The organism is Aquabacterium sp. (assembly GCF_041909175.1).
Lineage (GTDB): Bacteria > Pseudomonadota > Gammaproteobacteria > Burkholderiales > Burkholderiaceae_C > Aquabacterium.
This window is the reverse complement of sequence record NZ_JAYRDZ010000006.1, coordinates 72,410-92,465: the sequence shown is the minus strand read 5'-3', so window position 1 is coordinate 92,465 and position 20,056 is coordinate 72,410. Positions and strand designations below refer to the sequence as shown.

Here is a 20,056-nt window from a genome sequence, read left to right as displayed (position 1 = left end):
GATGCCCCCACAAGCCGATCTCAGAAGCGGAAACCCGCCGGCGCGTTACCCGAGGCGGGGGCCGGCGATGGTGCACTGCTCGGCGCAGTTGACTCGGCACGCGAGGCTGCCGCAGAGGCAGGCGTTGCAGCAGGCGTCAACGGCGTCGCGCCACGCTGTTTGTAATTGGCCGGCAGGCGCGACTGCGCGGGGTAACCTGCAGCGTCCAGGTAACTGGCCCATTCGCTTTGCGCAAAGCCCAGCAACTGCTTGGTGCCGACTTTCAGAACCGGTGTCTCATTGACGCTTTCCTGCTTGGAAAGTGCCTTGATATCGGCGTCGGTGCTCACCGTCTTTTCGGTAAACGGCACGCCACGAGCCTGAAGGTAACGACGACCGGCGTCACATGGTGCGCAATTGGACGACGTGAACAACGTGACGGGATACTTGTCCACTACCTTTTTCAGGTCATAGGGCAGGTTATCCGTGCCCGACGTGGCGCCGTTTGACTTGAGTGTCACCGCATTTTGGTCAACAGGCGGACGATCGGTATAGGTGACCTTGCCATCCGGCCCGACGACTTTATAGAGGGCCCACGCAGGGGTCCCCACCAGCATCGCCAGAGGCACTGCACAACGCAGTATCGAGATCAGCGAAATGTGACGGCTCATCTTCAACTTGAACATCCTTCAACTCATGCCTTGATGACGCAACAAGGCATCAATACTGGGCTCTCGACCACGGAACGCCTTGAAGTTGTCCATGGCTGTCCGGCTGCCGCCTGCCTCCAGAATGGATTCGCGATAGCGCTGTCCCACATCCGTGTCGACCACGCTGCCATGTTTTGCGGCAGCAGCTTCCTCAAAGGCCGCATAAGCATCGGCAGATAGTACTTCAGCCCATTTATAACTGTAATACCCGGCTGCGTAGCCACCTGCAAAGATATGTGAAAAGCTGTGCTGGAAGCGGTTGAAAGCGGGCGGGATATTGACCGCCACCTCCTGACGGACCTCGTCGAGAAGGGGCTGAATACGTTGCTCCTGGCCCGGTTCAGCATGCAGCCGCATGTCGAACAAGGAAAACTCGATCTGGCGAACGGTCATCATGCCGCTCTGGAAGTTCTTGGCAGCGATCATCTTGTCGAAGAGATCGCGTGGCAGGTGCGCGCCTGTCTCGACGTGGCTGGTGAGTTGCTGCACCACCTCCCACTCCCAGCAGAAGTTCTCCATGAACTGGCTGGGCAACTCGACGGCATCCCACTCGACCCCGCTGATACCGGCCACGCCGATGTCATTCACCTTGGTCAGCATGTGGTGCAGACCATGGCCGAACTCGTGGAAGAGGGTGGTGACATCGTCATGGGTGAGCAGTGCTGGCTTGTCACCCACACCCTTGGCGAAATTGCAGACCAGATGCGCGACGGGTGTCTGGGTCTGATGGTTGTCCGGGCGCGTCCAGCGTCCACGCACATCGTCCATCCAGGCGCCAGGACGCTTGCCAGGCCGCGCGTAAGGGTCCAGATAGAACTGGCCGACCAGCTCACCACGGCGCTCGATGCGGAAAAAGCGCACCGACTCGTGCCAGACAGGCGCACTGTCGGGGCGGATGACCACGTCAAACAGCTTTTCGATCAAACCAAACAGACCTTTGAGGACCGTAGGCTCGGTGAAGTACTGCTTGACCTCCTGGTCGCTGAACGCGTAACGGGCTTCCTTGAGCTTTTCACTCACGAAGGCCACATCCCAGGCTTGCAGGTCGCTCAGCCCCAGTTCGTCTTGGGCAAACTGCCGCAGCTCGGTCATGTCCTTTTCTGCAAAGGGCTTCGCTCGGCGGGCCAGGTCACGCAGGAAATCGGTGACCTGTGCCGGGGTGTGGGCCATCTTGGGCACCAACGACACCTCGGCATAGTTGGCGTACCCCAACAAGCGGGCTTCTTCCTGGCGCAGGGCCACGATTTCCTGCATCAAGGGGGTGTTGTCTCGCTCGGCGGCCCCGAACTCGCTCGCCCGCGTGCTGTAGGCCCGGTACAGGGTCTCACGCAATGAGCGGTTGGTGGTGTACTGCATGACGGGCAGGTAGCATGGCATGTGCAGCGTCAGCTTGTGACCAGGCTTGCCCTCTGCTTCAGCTGCGGCGCGTGTAGCGTGCAGCACATCTTCGGGCACGCCTGGCAACTCCGCAGCCTCAACGTAGTTGGCATAGGCGTCCGTCGAGTCCATCACATGCTCGGAGAAGGCCTGCGACAGCGCGGCCATGCGCTCCTGGATCTCGGCATAGCGCTTGCGGGCCTCGCCCTGCAACTCTGCGCCACCAAGGACAAATCCGCGCAGGGCATTGTCCAGCGCGCGATGACGGGCCGCAGGCAGGCTCTGCCCCTGGGGCGTGGCAGCCAGCGCCTTGTACTTGGCATACAGTCGCTCGTCCGCACCCAGACGGGTATAAAACTCGGTGATGCGAGGCAGGTTTTCGTTATAGGCCGCACGCAACTCGGCCGTATCGGCTACCGAGTTCAGGTGACCGACCGCTCCCCAGGCTCGCCCCAGTCGCTCGGTGCTGACGTCCAGCAGCAGGGACAAGGCATCGTAATCAGCCGGAACGTCGGGGCCGACCACCTTCTCGAGCGCAGCGTCGGCGTCGGCCAGCAGCACGTCCATGGCGGGCGTGACTTGTTCCGGGCGAATGGCGTCAAAAGCGGGCAAGCCGCTCATGTCAAGCAAGGGATTGTGTTGGCTCATGATGCGAAGTGAAGCAAGGATCGTGACAAACCGGTCTCGACCAGACCTCAGGCCTGCTGCGCCGCAACGCGCTCAGCCGACTCGATGGTGTTGACCAGCAGCATGGTGATGGTCATCGGGCCTACGCCACCGGGCACCGGCGTGATCCAGCCGGCCACTTCCTTGACGCCTGCAAAATCGACGTCACCACACAACTTGCCTTCATCATCGCGGTTCATGCCCACATCGATCACGACGGCCCCTGGCTTGACCATGTCCGCAGTGAGCACATTGCGCTTGCCAACGGCAGCCACCACCACGTCGGCCTGACGGGTGTGATAGGCCAGATCAGCCGTGCCGCTGTGGGTGATGGTGACGGTGGCATTGGCCTGCAGGAGCATCATGGCCATGGGCTTGCCTACGATGTTGGAGCGACCGATGACCACAGCGTGCTTGCCACGCAGGTCTTTCATGCCGATGGATTCGAGCATCTTCATGCAACCGTAGGGCGTGCAGGCCTTGAAGCCTGGCTCGCCCACCATCAGGGCGCCCGCGCTGCTGACGTGGAACCCGTCGACATCCTTCAGCGGCGAAATGGATTCGATGACCTTGTGGTCGTCCAGATGCTTGGGCAGGGGCAATTGAACCAGGATGCCGTGGATGGCTGGATCATTGTTCAGTGCCTCGACACGTGCCAGCAACTGCGCTTCGGTCATGTTGGCTTCGTACTTCTCGAGTACCGAGTGCATACCAGCCTCTTCACACGCCTTGACCTTGTTGCGCACATAAACCTGACTGGCAGGGTTGTCGCCAACCAGAATCACGGCCAAACCCGGCTTGATACCCTTGGCAGTCAATTGCGCAGCGCGTTGGGCGACTTCAGCGCGGAGTTGTTTGGACAGGGCATTTCCGTCAATCAGTTGGGCAGTCATGATCTTGATATGGGGATATTCAAAAAGGACAAAAGGCCGCACATTGGCGGCCTTGCAGCAAATAGCTAAAGAAAATCAGCCTGCTGCTTATTTCGTGGCGGCCGGCTGACCACTGGCACCCAGTGCGATCTTGAGCAGGTCGGCCACCGTGTTGGCATTGAGCTTTTCCATGACGTTGGCACGGTGTGCTTCAACGGTCTTGATGCTGATGCCAAGGTCGTCGGCGATCTGCTTGTTCAGGCGGCCGGCAACGATGCGCTCGAGCACCTGTGCTTCACGGGTGGTCAGGCGGGCCAGCAAGGCCTCGCGGCTGGCGGCTTCCTGCGAGCTGGAGAAGGCCACGCGGGCTTGTTCCAGCATGCGCTCGACCAGACTCACCAGGGCGTCTTCCTTGAACGGCTTCTCGATGAAGTCCATCGCGCCTTTCTTCATGGTGTTCACCGCCATGGGCACGTCGCCGTGACCGGTGATGAACACGATAGGCAGCGGCGACTTGCGCTCGAGCAACTTGTCCTGCAATTCCAGACCGCTCATGCCATCCATGCGGATGTCGGCGATCAGACAGGCAACCTCACGCGGGTCGAAACGAGCCAGGAAGGACTCGGCCGAATCAAAGCAGCGCACCCGGTAGTCCTTGCCTTCGAGAAGCCATTGCAGTGAATCACGTACAGCTTCGTCGTCGTCAACAACGTACACAGTGCCTTTTTTCGGAATCAGACTCATGGATTATCTGCAAGCAAGTCGTTGGAGGGAGGGGTAACCGTGTCCGAAAAATCGGTATGGTCGCCACTTTCTACCGGGAGGGTGAAGACAAATCTGCACCCGACAACCGTACCTTCATTGTAGAGGTTCTCTGCGGTAATACGACCGTGGTGAGACTCAATAATTGACCTGCAAAGACTTAGGCCTATCCCTAATCCCTCGGCCTTTGAAGAATGAAATGCTTCAAAAAGTCGACCCAGCATGTCTTCCCGCATACCCGGCCCGGAATCGGTCACTGAAAACTCGATGACCAGGCCTTGGTCATCTGTCTTTCGCTGTTGCACACGCAAGTCGACATGACGCCGCGATTGGGGCATGTGGGCAGAATCAATGGCCTCTGCCGCATTTTTGAGCAGATTCAGCAGCACCTGCTCGATCAGGATGGGATCGACCATCAACGTGGGCAGGCGCTGGCTGACGGTGCTGTTGAGGGTCACGCGGCGACGGCGCATCTCGAAGCCTGCCAGATCGAGCACGGCTTCGACGATGTCCCGTGCTCGGGCAGGCTGGCGCTGCGGCTCACTGCGTTTAACGAATTGGCGAATGCGGTGGATGATCTGGCCAGCCCGTTGTGCCTGCCGGGAGGTTTTGTCCAGGGCCTCGACCAGGGCTTCACTGGAAATGCTGCCAGCCTTGATGCGGCTCACCATGCCGCTGCAGTAATTGGAGATGGCGGCCAGGGGTTGATTGAGTTCGTGTGCCACGGTCGACGCCATTTCCCCCATGGTGATCAGGCGGCTGGTGAACTGGGCCTTTTCAGCCTGTCGTGCCGAGGCCTCGTCTGCTGCGCGGCGTGCGGTGATGTCGGTGGCGATCAGCATTTGCGCCAGATGACCATCCGTCCACTGGATATAGCGCGCCCGCACGTCAAACCACTTCTGGACCGAATCCATGTAGATTTCACGGGCATCGACGCCCGCACCGGTCAGGGCTTGCGTGGGCAGTCCGCCGAAGTTGTCGACGGACTCGTCGCTGTCCACGCCGCCCACCGGGGCAATCTCGCCGCCCGTCAGGTCCGAGTGGGCGGTCGGGTTGGCACCGAACCACAGCCGATAGGAGCGGTTGGCGAACAGCAACTCGCCGCGGTGAACGGACATCACCGACACAGCGGCATCCAGCCCCTCCAGCACGGTGGTGAAACGCTCATGCGCAGCCGTCAACTGGTCGCGCACGCGCTTGGCTTCGGTGATGTTGGTGATGGAGGTCATCCACCCGGTCTGGTTGCCGTCGGAGTCGATCAGCGGAGACACGTACATGCGGGCATCAAACTGCGTTTCGTCGCGCCGCTGCATGACCACTTCGATCCCGCCCATGGGGCTGCGCCCCAGCAACTCCTGCTGGAACATGCGGTTGAACTCGTCGAGGCGGTCCTTGGGCCAATAAGGGTAGGGCGGCACACAGCCGATGAGCTCGTCCTCGGCAAACCCGGTCATGGCGCAGAAGGCCGGGTTCACATAGGTGATGCGCCCCTCCAGGTCAATGGTTCTCATGCCGGTGAGCATGGAGTTTTCCATGGCCCGCCGGAAGTTGGTTTCCTGTACCAGGGTTTTCTGAATGTCGGCACGGCGACGCATGTGCCGCAGGGTGCCCACCAGGGTCCAGACCGTCAGCGCGGACAGGGCCACCACCATCCAGAACAGGGTGTTGCCGACCAGCTTGGTCGAGGTACGGAAACCCATGCCCCGCAGGATCAACCCATTGCCGACCGGCGTGACGATCACTTCATGCACGAAAGTGGGCTTGGCCGCATCTTCCAGCCCGGCATTGACGGTATTGGTCAGCACGGCCCCACCGATCCGCACCAGGCTCATGGCATGGCGTCCGCTGACCTCGAGCGGCACGACGTAACGCATCAGGGCCTCAAGCGAATACTCGGCCACGACCGTGCCCATGAAGCCGTTGCGGTCTACCAGGGGGATATGCACCTGGATCACGCGAACCGACATCGCATTGGTATAGGGCAGCGAGTAAACAGGCTGGCCCTTTTCCTTCGCCAGCCTGAAGGCGTCTTGCGACTCACGTGCCTCATGCAAGGGGTCGTAAGGCGATACCTGGTTGCCTGAAGGGTCGAGATCGAGCGGGGCCGTGGACTGGTAAGGCAGGCTCAAAGACGTGTGCGTAGCGCGCACGTTCTGATTGGCCTGGATCCACGACACGCTGATGACCTCGGGGCGCGTGCGGACGAAATCTGCAGCCTGATGCAGGAATTGCTCCGGCGTGATCGCCTTGATGCTGACTTCCCTGCCCAGGCGAACCAGTTGCTCCTGGCTTTCAACCATGCGGAGCCGGATTTGCTGCTGAACCACTTCCGTGTCGCGTTTAACCGACTCCTGCTCGCGCTCCAACTCCTCATTGCGGAGATACCAGAATGCCGCGATGATGGCCGCAAGGAACAGAATAACGGACACGAGGGGCCCCAGGGTCGCGTAGCGATCCTGTTGACTGGGTGACTGCTTACCCCACCACTTCCTGAACAGGCGGTGTGGGGTTTCCCCTTGGGAGGCAGTTGTTTGAAAGACCTTATTGGAGACAGAAGGAGGCATACCGGGATTATCAGTGTGGCATTCCACAATCTGTAATCATGGAATCAGCACCTACATTTTCAGCGCATATCCGCCTTTAGGCGTTCAATGAAACCACCCCGTTGACAGGGTGCTTCACACATACTCAGGGAAAAATTCCTCACAACCAACTGGAGACTCTCTTATGTCAGCTGCCGATCCGCTGTCGTCTGGCTCGATCGATCTCGACCCAGAAGAAACACGCGAATGGCTTGACGCCCTATCCGGCGTCATTGATAAGGAAGGCCGAGTCAGAGCCCACCAATTGCTCGAGACTTTGCTGGATCATGCCCGTCAAACCGGGATCGACTTGCCGTTTTCTGCAAACACCGCGTATGTGAACACCATCGCGCCGCAGGATGAGGCGTCGTTCCCAGGCAATCTGGACATCGAGGAGCGCTTGCGCGCCTACATGCGCTGGAATGCCATGGCCATGGTCGTCAAGGCCAACCGCCACGAACCACCGGACGGTGGGGACCTGGGCGGGCACATTTCCTCGTTCGCTTCGCTGGCCACCATGCTGGGCTGTGGTTTCAACCACTTCTGGCACGCGCCAACCGAGAACCACGGGGGCGACCTGCTGTACATCCAGGGGCATTCCGCACCTGGCATCTACGCACGTGCGTTCCTGGAAGGCCGCATCACGGAGGAGCAACTCGACCACTTCCGGCAGGAAGTCGGCGGCAAGGGCCTGTCGAGCTACCCGCACCCCAAGCTGATGCCGGAATTCTGGCAGTTCCCCACGGTGTCGATGGGCCTGGGCCCGATCATGGCCATTTACCAGGCGCGCTTCCTGAAATACCTGCACGCCCGCGGTATTGCCGATACCTCCAACCGCAAGGTCTGGGTGTTCTGTGGCGACGGCGAAATGGACGAGCCCGAATCGCTGGGCGCCATCAGCCTGGCTGCGCGCGAGAAACTCGACAACCTGATCTTCGTGGTGAACTGCAACCTGCAGCGCCTCGATGGCCCGGTGCGTGGCAACGGCAAGATCGTCCAGGAACTGGAGGGTGAATTCCGAGGCTCCGGCTGGAATGTGATCAAGGTGTTGTGGGGCAGTTATTGGGACCCGCTGCTGGCCCGTGACAAGGACGGCACCCTGCGCCGCATCATGATGGAAATGGTCGATGGCGACTATCAGGCCTGCAAAGCCAATGATGGTGCCTTCGTTCGCAAGCACTTCTTCGGGCGCGACCCCAAGACGCTTGAAATGGTCTCGCACATGAGTGACGACGACATCTGGCGTCTCAACCGTGGCGGTCACGACCCGCACAAGGTCTATGCGGCCTACCACGAGGCGGTCAACCACAAGGGCCAGCCCACGGTGCTGCTGATCAAGACCGTCAAGGGCTTCGGCATGGGCAAGAGTGGTGAAGGCAAGAACACCGCTCACCAGACCAAGAAGTTGACGGACGAGGACATCAAGGTCTTCCGTGATCGTTTCAACATCCCGGTGCCCGACGAAGACATCGCCAAGCTGCCTTTCATCAAGCCGGCTGACCACACGCCGGAAATGCAATACCTGCATGCCCGTCGCGAGGCACTGGGCGGCTACCTGCCGCAACGTCGCCCGAAGGCTGAAGAGCATCTGCCGGTGCCCGAGTTGTCTGCGTTCCAGAGCGTGCTGGAGCCCACAGCCGAGGGCCGTGAGATCTCGACAACGCAGGCGTTCGTGCGCTGCCTGACCCCGTTACTGCGGGATGCCAACCTGGGCCCACGCGTGGTGCCCATCCTGGTGGACGAAGCTCGTACCTTCGGTATGGAAGGCCTGTTCCGTCAGATCGGCATCTATGCGCCGGAAGGGCAGAAGTACACCCCGGTCGACAAGGACCAGGTCATGTACTACCGCGAGGACAAGGCCGGGCAGATTCTGCAGGAGGGCATCAACGAAGCCGGTGGCATGAGCTCGTGGATTGCTGCGGCCACGTCGTACTCGACGAACAACCGCGTCATGATCCCGTTCTATGTGTACTACTCGATGTTCGGCTTGCAGCGCATTGGCGATCTGGCCTGGGCCGCCGGTGACATGCAGGCACGCGGCTTCCTGCTGGGCGGCACGTCCGGCCGGACCACGCTGAATGGTGAAGGCCTGCAGCACGAAGACGGACACAGCCAGTTGGTGGCATCGACGATTCCGAACTGCCTGAGCTACGACCCGACCTTCGCACACGAAGTGGCCGTGATTATCCAGAACGGTCTCAAGCGCATGGTCGAGCAGCAGGAGAACGTGTTCTATTACCTGACCCTGCTGAATGAAAACTACGCTCAGCCGGGGCTGCGTCAGGGCACGGAAGACGAAATCATCAAGGGCATGTACTTGCTGCAGGAAGGTGCCAAGAAGACACCTCGCGTCAACTTGATGGGTTCTGGTTCCATCCTGCGTGAGTCGATCGCGGCTCGCGAACTGCTCGAAGCCGACTGGGGTGTCGCTGCCAATGTGTGGAGTTGCCCGAGCTTCAACGAACTGGCGCGTGATGGCCAGGAGACCGAGCGCTGGAACATGTTGCACCCGACCGACGCACCCCGCGTGCCGTTCGTGGCGCAGCAACTGGCTCCGCATGCCGGCCCGGTGATTGCCTCGACTGACTATGTGAAGACGTACGCGGAACAGATCCGTGCCTACCTCCCGAAGGGACGCACCTACAAGGTGCTGGGTACGGACGGCTTCGGGCGCAGCGATTTCCGTTATCGCCTGCGCGAGCACTTCGAGATCAACCGTCACTACATCGTGGTGGCGGCACTCAAAGCGCTGGCCGAGGAGGGGACGGTGCCTGCCACGCAAGTGGCCGAGGCCATCGCCCGCTACCAGCTCGACGCCGACAAGATCAATCCGCTCCATGCGTGAGCAAGCCTGAGGCAATGACGCTATGGCACTCGTTCCATTGACTGTTCCCGACATCGGCGACATCGCCGATGCCGCCATCATCGAAATCCTGGTCAAACCGGGAGACGCCATCCGCCCCGAACAAAGCCTGATCACCCTTGAGTCCGACAAGGCCTCGATGGAAGTGCCGGCTTCGCAAGGGGGGGTTCTCCAATCTCTGAGCGTGAAGCTTGGTGACCGTGTCGGCACCGGCGCGGTCATCGGGATGCTCGACGTGGCGCAAGACGCTGCGGCCGCCCCCTCGGCTGCTGCGCCGGCACCCGCGGCCGCCATTGCTGCCGAGCCGGCCATCGAGCCGGCGCCTGTCCCCGCAGCTTTGAAGGAGGCGGAGCCGACCGAGGCGCCGCCGCCGCATGTGCCGCCCACGGCCGATCTACCCCCTGTGGGGGACCCTCAGCCTGTGACGCTGGCCCATGCCTCGCCATCCGTGCGCCACTTTGCGCGCGTGCTGGGGGTGGACCTGCTCAAGGTCAAGGGCTCGGGCCCGAAAGGGCGTGTCACGCAGGCAGACGTCGAAGCCTTTGTGCGCCAGGCCTTGCAGCAGGGCAGCACCCCAGCAGCCGCAGCCCCCGTGGCTGGTGGCGAGGGGCTGAGCCTTCTGCCCTGGCCGAAGGTGGACTTCGCCAAGTTCGGACCGATCGAGCGGCAGCCGCTGTCTCGCATCAAGAAGATCTCGGGCGCCAACCTGCATCGCAACTGGGTTCGCATTCCTCATGTGACCAACAACGAGGAAGCCGACATCACCGAGCTGGAAGCTTTCCGCGTGAAACTCAATGAGGAATATGCCAAGGCAGGCGTGAAGTTCACACTGCTGGCTTTCCTGCTGAAAGCCTGTGCGGCAGCGCTCAAGAAGTTTCCGAACTTCAATGCATCGCTGGATGGTGACGACCTGGTGCTCAAGCAGTATGTGCACATTGGTTTTGCCGCTGACACGCCCAATGGGCTGGTCGTGCCGGTGGTGCGTGATGTGGACACCAAGAGCATTTCGCAACTGGCGCAGGAAACGGCCGCACTGGCAGCCAAAGCCCGTGATGGCAAGCTGACGCCTGCGGAGATGCAAGGAGGCAACTTCTCGATCTCGTCCTTGGGCGGTTTCGGTGGCACCACCTTCACCCCGATCATCAACGCCCCGGAAGTGGCCATTCTGGGCGTTTGCCGCTCGGCCATGAAGCCGGTGTGGAACGGGTCGGAGTTCGTGCCGCGCCTGATGCTGCCGCTGAGCTTGAGCTACGACCACCGTGTCATCGATGGTGCTGCAGCTGCCAAGTTCAACGCCTATCTGGCTGCGCTGCTGGCGGATTTCCGTCGCGCCCTGGTCTGAGGAGGCGAACATGGCACTGATTGACATCAAGGTCCCCGACATCGGGGACATCGCCGACGCGGCCATCATCGAGATCCTGGTCAAACCGGGTGACAGCATCCGCCAGGAGCAAAGCCTGATCACACTCGAGTCGGACAAGGCCTCCATGGAGGTGCCTTCGACTGACGCGGGCGTGGTCAAGGAGATCAAGGTCAAGCTGGGTGATCGCGTTGGCGAGGGCGCCATCATCCTGACGCTGGAAACAGCAGGCGCTGCCGAGGCGGCGCCCGCACCGGTGGCAACGGCTCCTGCGGCGGCTCCGGCTGCGGCTCCACAGGTGGCCGCACCGGCCGCAGCACCCATTGCGACGAGCCCGGCTCCGGCCGAGACCGACTGCGACGTGCTGGTGCTGGGTGGTGGTCCCGGCGGCTACAGCGCGGCCTTCCGCGCTGCAGACCTGGGGCTGAAGGTGGTCCTGGTCGAGCGTTATGCAGAGCTTGGCGGTGTCTGCCTGAACGTGGGCTGCATTCCGTCGAAGGCGCTGCTGCATGTGGCCGCCGTGATGGACGAGGTCAAACACTTTGACGCACTCGGGGTGAGTTTCGGCGAACCCAAGGTGGACCTGGACAAGCTGCGCACCCACAAAGCCGGCGTGACCCGCAAGCTGACAACCGGCTTGGCCGGCATGGCCAAGGCACGCAAGGTGACCCTGGTTCGCGGTTTTGGCTACTTCGTCGATGCCCACCACATCAAGGTGGAGTTGACCACCGGCACTGGTCAGGACAAGACGGGCGAGGTTCAGACCTTGAGCTTCAAGCGCTGCATCATCGCAGCAGGCTCGCAGGCTGTGCATCTGCCTTTCCTGCCTGATGACCCTCGTGTGGTCGATTCCACCGGCGCGCTGGCACTGCCCAAGGTGCCTCGCAAGATGCTGGTGGTCGGTGGCGGCATCATCGGGCTCGAAATGGGTACGGTGTACTCGACACTGGGTGCCCGCATCGATGTGGTCGAGATGAGCGATACGCTGATGCCTGGGGCTGACCGGGATCTGGTCGGCGTGTGGCAGAAGTTCAATGCCGCCCGCTTCGATCGCATCATGCTGGGCACCAAGACGGTATCGGCACAAGCCACACCGGAAGGCATCCAGGTCAGCTTCGAATCGGCCAAGCCTGGGGTAGAAGCCCCGGCCACCGAGACGTATGACCTGGTCCTGCAAGCCGTGGGGCGCAGCCCGAATGGCCGCAAGATCGGGGCAGAAGCCATCGGTCTGACGGTCAACGAGCGTGGTTTCATCCCGGTCAACCTGCAGCAGCGCACCAACGTGCCGCACATCTTCGCGATTGGCGACATCGTGGGCCAGCCCATGCTGGCGCACAAGGCCGTTCACGAAGGGCATGTGGCCGCCGAGGTCGTCGCGGGCGAGTTGTTGGGTGACCAGGCATTGGCCCGTACGGCCTTCGATGCCCGCGTGATCCCGAGCGTGGCTTACACCGACCCGGAAATCGCCTGGGTGGGGCTTACCGAAGAGCAGGCCAAGGCGCAAGGCAAGGCGGTTCGCAAGGGGCTGTTCCCCTGGGCAGCTTCTGGCCGTGCATTGGCCAATGGCCGCTCGGAGGGCTTCACCAAGCTGCTGTTCGACGCTGAAACCGGACGCATTGTTGGTGGCGGCATCGTCGGCACCCATGCGGGCGACCTGATCGGTGAGGTGGCGCTGGCCGTCGAGATGGGCGCAGACGAGCTCGATATCGGCAAGACCATCCACCCGCACCCCACGCTGGGTGAGAGCGTTGGTCTGGCTGCCGAGGCCGCACACGGCAGTTGCACCGACCTGCCGCCAGTTCGTAAGCGTCAACCTTGATTTGACCGCTTTCATACACTCAAGTGGGGCGACTGAACTACCGATAAGCCTCTGACAATTTCCTATGTCAGCTTGGTCTTCAAGGGTGTTCATGCGTCCCACTTCTGCTGTATCTCAAGCAAATCCACCTCTCGGTCAGACCATGCACGATGCGCATGTCAGTGACGAACACGGTGGTTTTTTCACGTACCACGGCATTTGGGCCCCGGGGGTGCGGCTTTTTCGCAATCTCCGGTTCCGAGCCAAGGCCAGCATCATCTGCCTGTGCTTCTTGATGCCGATCGGCCTGTTGTGGGCCGAGGTCTGGCGCAAGTCACAGCACGATGCGCACTTCATGAGCCTGATGGTGTTGACGGGGCTGTTCCTGGCCATTGCCGGCTATCTGTTTTTCAGCTTCTACCTGGTGATGGGCGGAGGCTTGCGTGAGGTGCGCCGGCACCTCAAGGCCATGACCGATGGAGACTTGACCCAGTCGCCGTCACCGTGGGGCCACGATGAAATGGCCACGCTCATGTTGTCGCTGACCACCATGCAAGACAGCATGCGGGTCATGGTGGCCAACCTGCGCTCGGGCTCGGACAACATCATGTACAGCAGCAGTGAAATCGCGGCTGGTGCGCTCGATCTCTCTGCCCGCACCGAGCAGACGGCCGCCAATCTGGAGCAGTCTGCTTCGTCGATGGAAGAGGTGTCTTCGACCGTGCAGCAGACAGCCGGCCACGCCAAGGAGGCCGCCAGCATTGCAGACCAGAACGCGGTGGTGGCAGCCCGGGGCGGGCAGATCATGGAGTCCATGGTAGCCACCATGGATGGAATCCACCGCTCGTCGAGCAAGATCAGCGAAATCATCAGCGTGATCGACGGTATTGCCTTTCAGACCAACATCCTGGCGCTCAATGCCGCAGTGGAAGCGGCACGCGCCGGTGAGGCCGGGCGAGGTTTTGCCGTGGTGGCCTCCGAGGTTCGCAGCCTGGCACAGCGCTCCGCCGGTGCCGCCCGCGAGATCAAGACCTTGATCACCGAGAGCGTGGAGAAGGTGGAAACCGGCAGTGCCGTGGTGGCCGATGCCGGCAAGACCATCGGCGAGATCGTCACGGGGGCCCACCGGATCAATGACCTGCTCAACGAAATTGCCTCGGCCGCCCAGGAACAAAGCCAGGGCGTCAGCCTGATTGGCCAGTCGGTCAATGATTTGGACCACAGCACGCAGGCCAACGCTGCGCTGGTGGAGCAAACCGCTGCGGCGGCTCATGCCATGCAGGATCAGGCCAAGACCCTGGCCGAACAGGTGGCGCGCTTCCGCTTGCCGGCGGGTGTGCAGGCCGGTGGATCGGCACAAGCAGCCGAAGCCATGACCGGCTTCAACTTCGATCAGGCGATCGAAGCTCACCGTCAGTGGAAGGTCAAGCTGCGTGCGGCCATCGACAAGCATGAGAAGCTGGATGCCGAAACCATTTGCCGCGATGACTGCTGTGCGCTGGGCAAGTGGCTGCATGGCCCCGGCGGCGCCCAATGGGGCAGCAAGCCCGCGTTTGTGGCCCTGGTAACCAAGCACGCTGGTTTCCACAAGTCGGCAGGCGAAGTGGCACGCAAGATCAATGCGGGCTCTTATGCGGAAGCCGAGCGCCTGATCGGTGGCGGTTCAGAGTTCGCGCTGGCTTCCACTGAGGTGTCGATGGCATTGACCAGGGCCAAGCGCGGCTTGTGATCAATGAAAATCCCTGCTGCGGGTGCCCAGGCGCCCCAGCAGGGGTGTCATGTCCTTGAGGTGCTGGGCAATGAGGTGGCACACCTCACCCTCGCGTTGCCAGACCCCATAAACCGCCAGCAGGCGGGCGTGCAGCAACTCATGCCGCTGGCGCTCACGCAGTTGTTTCCAGACGATCACGTTGACCGTGCCCGTCTCATCTTCCAGTGTCACAAAGACCACCCCGGCTGCGGTATCGGGTTGCTGGCGTACGGTGACAATGCCGCAGGCACGCGCCAATCTGCCGTTTTCCAGTAAACCCAGTTGAGCTGCGCTGCAGAGCCGCGCCTTGTCGAGTCGGGTGCGCAGCAAGGCCAAAGGGTGTCTTCGCAAGGTCAGGCCCGTGGCCGCGTAATCGAAGACGATTTCTTCGCCCTCCGGTGCTTCGGGCAGGCGCAACTCATCCTCCTCGACCACGGTGTGGCGCAGCAGGGCAGGGGGGCGGTGCAGGGCGCTGGCCGCCCAGACCTGCTGGCGCCGGTGACCAGCCAGGCTGGCCAGGGCATCGGCTGCGGCCAGGTGCCGCATGTCGGCTTGCTCCAGGGCAGCTCGGCGTGACAGGTCCTCCGCATGCAGCCAGGGGCCACCAGTCAGGCGGGCCTGCACCAGACGATGTGCAGCGTCTCGCCCCAGCCCGTTGACCAGACGCAAGCCCAGCCTGACGGCCGGAGGCTCATCGTTGCCCATGGCCACGAGGCTGCTGTCCCAGGCGCTGTGAGAGACATCCGGCGGCAGCACCGCCACCCCGTGGCGTCGGGCATCCTGAACCAGTTGGCTGGGTGAATAAAAACCCAGCGGTTGGGCGTTGAGCAAGCCCGCCAGGAAGGCGGCTGGCTCATGACACTTGATCCAGGCGCTGGCATAAACCAGCAAGGCGAAGCTGGCCGCATGCGACTCTGGAAAACCGTACGAGCCGAAGCCTTCGATCTGTTTGAAGATGCGCTCTGCGAACTCGACCGGATAGCCGCGCGCGGTCATGCCCCCCACCACCCGGGCGTAGAATTTGTCGACACCGCCTTTACGACGCCACGCCGCCATGGCTCGGCGCAAGGCATCTGCTTCGCCAGGGGTGAAGCCGGCTGCAATGATGGCCACCTGCATCACCTGCTCCTGGAAGATGGGCACCCCCAGGGTTCGGCCCAGCGCCTCCTCCAGTCCACGCGGGCAATCATTGGCTTCCACATCCTGTCGGCGCCGCAGATAGGGGTGCACCATGCCGCCCTGTATCGGCCCGGGTCGCACCAGGGCCACCTCAACCACCAAGTCATAGAAACACCGTGGGCGCAAGCGGGGCAGCATGCTCATCTGCGCCCGGCTTTCCACCTGAAACACGCCAACGGCATCGGCCTTGCACAACATATCGTAGGTGGCTGGGTCTTCAGCCGGGATGTCCTGCATGCGAAAGGGCCGCCCGAGCCGCTGGCTGATGAAATCGAGAGCCCGCCGCAGGGCGCTGAGCATGCCCAAGGCCAGCACGTCCACCTTCAGCAACCCAAGGGCGTCCAGGTCGTCCTTGTCCCACTGGATGACACTGCGCCCGGGCATCGATGCGTTCTCGATGGGGACCATCTGGCACAGCCGGCCACGTGCGATGACAAAGCCGCCGGTGTGCTGGCTGAGGTGTCGAGGGAAGCCCATGAGGGTGCGGGTGAGCTCCTGCCATAAGCGCATGCGTCGCGATTGCGCATCCAGCCCTTGTGCCTGCAGACGCTGCTCGGATAGCCCCTTGCCATCCCACCAGTGCTGGTCGTGCGCCACACGCTCGATGGTGTCCATGTCAAAGCCCAGTGCCTTGCCGACATCTCGCAAGGCACTGCGGGTGCGGTAGGTGATGACCGTGGCCGTGAGCGCCGTGCGATCGCGGCCATAACGGGCATAGATGTACTGAATGACCTCTTCGCGGCGCTCGTGTTCGAAATCGACATCGATGTCAGGCGGTTCGTTGCGCTCCTTGGAAATGAAACGCTCGAACAGCACCGAGGTGCGGGCCGGGTCCACCTCCGTGACGCCCAGGCAATAACAAACGGCCGAGTTGGCCGCACTGCCACGTCCCTGACACAAGATGCCTTTCGAGCGGGCGAAGCGCACGATGTCATGCACGGTCAGGAAGTACTTCTCATACCCCAGATCGGCGATCAGGCTGAGCTCGTGCTCAATCTGTGCCAGAACCTGATCGGGCACCCCCTGGGGAAACCGCAGGGCCGCACCTGCCATGGCCAGCTGCCGCAGATGGCCGGCTGGTGTGGCTCCGTCGGGCACCACCTCGTCCGGGTATTCGTAACGCAACTCATCCAGGCTGAAATGACAACGCGCCAGAATGGTCTGTGTGGCAGCCAGCAGGTCGGCCGGATAACGGCGAGTCAACTGCAAGCGGCTGCGCAGATGCTGCTCGGCATGGCGGTGCAGCTGCAGGCCACAGGCCGACAAGGGACGGCCCAGCCGTGTGGCGGTTAGTACATCGTGCAAGGGCTTGCGTGAGCGCACATGCATGTGTACATCGCTGCTGGCCACCAAAGGCACACCACTGGCCAGGCTGACTGCCCGCAGCTCGTGCAGCCACCAGGCATCGTCTACCTCATTGAGCAGTTCGACAGCCAGCCAGCATCGTCCGGCGAACTGCTGCCGCAGCCATTGCACCTGGTCAAGCAGGCTCGCCTGACGCAGCGCCATGTCATCCATGCTTCGTCGCGCGGCCGACCGGTCGGGCAACATCAGGACCAGGCAGTCAGACAAGGTTGGCCCGTCAACATCGGAGCGCAGCCAGGGAGACGCGGCCTTGCCCTCCGTCGCCCGGCGCAAGCGGGTGATGCGTTCACTGAGCTGACCGTAGCCAAGGCGGTTGCACGCCAGGACGACCAGACGGAAGTTGCCATGGAGCGGATCTGCCACGGCCAGCTCGCTGCCCATGATCAATTTGAAATCATCGGCTCCTGGCTGCCCTGACTGTCTGGCCTGCCGCAAGGCCAGGTGGGCTCGCACGACACCAGCCAGGGAGCAGTCATCCGTGATGGCCAGGCCGTTGTAGCCAAGTGCCAAAGCCCTCAGCAGCAACTCCTCGGCGTGAGAAGCGCCTCGCAAAAAAGAGAAGTTGGACACACAGTGCAACTCGGCATACGCAGGCAATCGGTCAGTCTGTGTCGCTGGCAAGACCCCACTCATGCAAATAGCCCCTGCAGAAACCAGGGGCTACCCTGCAATGCCTGAGCGCCACGCAGCCGAAAGACCCACAACAAACCAGCTCGGGGCGAGCGTGCGATGTAATAGTCGCGTGCCACCATGGGGACCTCCCCCTCGGCCCACCAGCCCGCCTCGATGCGATGCGGTCCGGCCAGCAATTGCAGGCTGCCGTGGTACTGCGGCAGCTCACGGGCGCCGGCAGCATCTCGGCTCAAGCCCAGCGGCAGGGGCGCAGGCAGCAGCCAGCAGGGTTGAGGCAGCACATCGGTCTCGATGGCCCGGGCACCTGGCGGTCTGGCGGGGTTTTCAATGTTTTGCCAGATCTGGGTGTGCTCCGGGCGGTGGTCTGCGCAAACTTGCACTTGCTGCACAGATTCCGGTCCCAGCCGCACACGCAGGCGGGCCAGCAAGGTTTGCATGGCTTCGCGCTGCTGCCGGTCTGACAAGGGGTCTACCCCTGTGTGCGCAAACAGGCTGTCACTCAGTGGGGCCAGCGGTGCCACGTCATCGGCGCGAAGCCAGAGCTCGTCAACCGGTGCAGGCAGGCTCAGATGGCACAGATGCTCTTTCAGCAAGCGGTGCAACAAACCGGCATCACGAGCCGGTTCGGCCAGTTTCAGCACGCACTGCCTGGCACCGTCCAGGTCCTGACGATGGCGATCAAAGTGCCAGCTCAACGTGAACTGGCGCACGCCCGCCTGTCGGGCCCCCAGCCACAGGCACAGCGTGCGCAACATCTCCGCACTGGCCTCACCGATGGCTGCTGCGTCATCAAGCCGATGCGGCAAGATCACGTGGAGTTCGAATTGCTCCGGGCTGGTCAACCAGACGTGGGCTTCTGGTGCCTGGCCATAGGCTTGATCCAGCGCCTGCAACATGGCTGAACCGAACCGTCGGCTGACACCACCACGCGGCAGGCGCCGAACATCCCCCAGGGTGCGGCAGCCCAGTCTGGATAAAGTGGCTTCATGCGCGGACACAGTACTCAGCGCCGACAAGGGCAGGGGGTCCAGCCGTGAAGCGATGTGGTCTGGCACCCCGTCCACCCAGGTCAAGCTGTCGCCATCTGGCTGTTCGAGCAAGGCGGCACGCAGCAGAGCCAGCGCGGCCATGGCACTGGGGGCACAAGCCAGCGGCGCAGCGCACCAGGGCGCTGCCTCTTGAACCAGCCGCTGCATCAGTGCCATGCGACCGCCAAACAAGCGATGGCTGGCTGACGTCTCCATGACCAGCGCCTCTTCTTGCCATGCCACCCGTGGGGAATACTGCAGTGCCCACCAGACCAGCGGCGCGGTATCAGAGCTGGACGACGCCGGGCCGAGCAAGCTGACGGATGGCAGCAGGGCGATCCAGTGCAACATGGTCATGTCTGGTGGAAGGGGTTGGCACAGGTGCCGAGACCTGGCGCTGCAAAGCCTTGCTCACCAGGGGGTGGACATGCGAGGGCCAGGCCTTGAGCAGCGTCATCGCATGCAGTTGCGCAGGGCCTCGCCGCTTGAACACACACACCTGCACATCCTGACTCTGTGCGTCGAGCGAGAGCGTCAGACGCAAGGGGGCCGCTGAGGGCTGGGCCTGCGTCGCTTCGGGTCGAAACAAGAAAATGGGCCCTGCGTGGCGCGCGGCACAACTCTGCAAGCGCCGCAAGGCCGCAGGCTGGACGTGCGGAGGCAACCAGGCCAGCACCGCCGTGGCCGCCCCAGCCTTGAGCACCTGCTCGGTAGACCAGACCACATCGGATTCGGCCGGCGGGCTGATACACACCCATTGCTGTTCAGCCAGCCCGGCTTGCCGCAGCCCCACTGCATGGGGTTCGTACGGCGGGTTGATCAGCATGATCACCTGCCCCTGGGCTACACAGATGCGCAAGGCCGGTGACAGCAAGCGCCACTCGGCATGCATGGCCGGTGCTTGCAGGATCTCGGTGAGACTTTGTCCGGGCCAACCGCCACCTGGCAAAAGCGCATCCAGATCGACATACCCGGAGGACCAGACAGGCGCATCGTGCCGCCCCAAGGCATGCCCCCGCCACAGGGCCATGGCCACATGTGGTGGAAGCTCGGCTTCGGTAAAGGGACTGGCAGACATGGAACGCTACGATACTGTTTATTTATCCAGTATCGTAGCGTGAGGTGTGGCAGC

General features: G+C 62.2%; 12 protein-coding genes. 4 read left to right on the top strand and 8 right to left on the bottom strand.

What is annotated here, in order from left to right:
• Positions 1 to 20: 20 nt before the first annotated feature.
• The 5 genes from ACE3PH_RS10365 to ACE3PH_RS10345 form a co-directional block, all read right to left on the bottom strand.
• Positions 21 to 665: a glutaredoxin family protein gene (locus ACE3PH_RS10365; RefSeq protein WP_374318597.1), complete on the bottom strand. Its 645-nt coding sequence runs from the start codon at positions 663 to 665 to the stop codon at positions 21 to 23.
• Positions 666 to 668: 3 nt separating this feature from the next.
• On the bottom strand, positions 669 to 2,714 hold the full coding sequence (locus tag ACE3PH_RS10360; RefSeq protein WP_374318595.1) for a M3 family metallopeptidase: 2,046 nt from the start codon (positions 2,712 to 2,714) through the stop codon (positions 669 to 671).
• A gap of 47 nt (positions 2,715 to 2,761) precedes the next feature.
• Positions 2,762 to 3,625 carry a bifunctional methylenetetrahydrofolate dehydrogenase/methenyltetrahydrofolate cyclohydrolase FolD gene (folD, locus tag ACE3PH_RS10355; RefSeq protein ID WP_374318593.1) on the bottom strand — a complete coding sequence of 288 codons (864 nt, stop codon included), beginning with the start codon at positions 3,623 to 3,625 and terminating at the stop codon, positions 2,762 to 2,764.
• An 87-nt stretch (positions 3,626 to 3,712) separates the two neighbouring features.
• Positions 3,713 to 4,348, bottom strand: coding sequence for a response regulator transcription factor (locus ACE3PH_RS10350; RefSeq protein WP_374318591.1), 636 nt, complete (start codon positions 4,346 to 4,348; stop codon positions 3,713 to 3,715).
• Complete coding sequence (locus tag ACE3PH_RS10345; protein ID WP_374318589.1) at positions 4,345 to 6,795, bottom strand: PAS domain S-box protein; 2,451 nt, start codon at positions 6,793 to 6,795, stop codon at positions 4,345 to 4,347. Before ACE3PH_RS10345 ends, ACE3PH_RS10350 begins: the two co-directional genes overlap by 4 nt.
• Positions 6,796 to 7,093: 298 nt before the next feature.
• On the opposite strand from ACE3PH_RS10345, the gene aceE reads away from it, so the two are divergent.
• The 4 genes from aceE (at position 7,094) to ACE3PH_RS10325 (ending at position 14,698) form a co-directional block, all read left to right on the top strand.
• Positions 7,094 to 9,793, top strand: coding sequence for a pyruvate dehydrogenase (acetyl-transferring), homodimeric type (gene aceE, locus ACE3PH_RS10340; protein WP_374318587.1), 2,700 nt, complete (start codon positions 7,094 to 7,096; stop codon positions 9,791 to 9,793).
• 22 nt (positions 9,794 to 9,815) lie between these two features.
• A complete protein-coding gene (gene aceF / locus ACE3PH_RS10335) occupies positions 9,816 to 11,153 on the top strand; it encodes a dihydrolipoyllysine-residue acetyltransferase (protein ID WP_374318585.1) in 1,338 nt (445 codons plus the stop codon).
• Between the two features lie 10 nt (positions 11,154 to 11,163).
• Positions 11,164 to 12,990, top strand: coding sequence for a dihydrolipoyl dehydrogenase (gene lpdA / locus ACE3PH_RS10330; protein WP_374318583.1), 1,827 nt, complete (start codon positions 11,164 to 11,166; stop codon positions 12,988 to 12,990).
• A gap of 274 nt (positions 12,991 to 13,264) precedes the next feature.
• Positions 13,265 to 14,698, top strand: coding sequence for a methyl-accepting chemotaxis protein (locus tag ACE3PH_RS10325; RefSeq protein WP_374318581.1), 1,434 nt, complete (start codon positions 13,265 to 13,267; stop codon positions 14,696 to 14,698).
• Here ACE3PH_RS10325 and ACE3PH_RS10320 read toward each other — a convergent pair whose 3' ends face one another.
• From ACE3PH_RS10320 to imuA, 3 genes are read right to left on the bottom strand one after another with little or no spacing between them, the layout of a single operon-like run.
• The gene (locus ACE3PH_RS10320) at positions 14,699 to 17,896 is read right to left on the bottom strand and encodes an error-prone DNA polymerase (RefSeq protein WP_374318579.1); all 3,198 of its coding nucleotides are present in this window, start codon (positions 17,894 to 17,896) and stop codon (positions 14,699 to 14,701) included.
• Entirely contained in the window at positions 17,893 to 19,275 is a 1,383-nt protein-coding gene (locus ACE3PH_RS10315) for a DNA polymerase Y family protein (protein WP_374318577.1), read from the bottom strand. The genes ACE3PH_RS10320 and ACE3PH_RS10315 overlap by 4 nt, the downstream gene beginning before the upstream one ends.
• Positions 19,211 to 20,002 carry a translesion DNA synthesis-associated protein ImuA gene (imuA, locus tag ACE3PH_RS10310; protein ID WP_374318575.1) on the bottom strand — a complete coding sequence of 264 codons (792 nt, stop codon included), beginning with the start codon at positions 20,000 to 20,002 and terminating at the stop codon, positions 19,211 to 19,213. Before imuA ends, ACE3PH_RS10315 begins: the two co-directional genes overlap by 65 nt.
• Positions 20,003 to 20,056 lie beyond the last annotated feature (54 nt).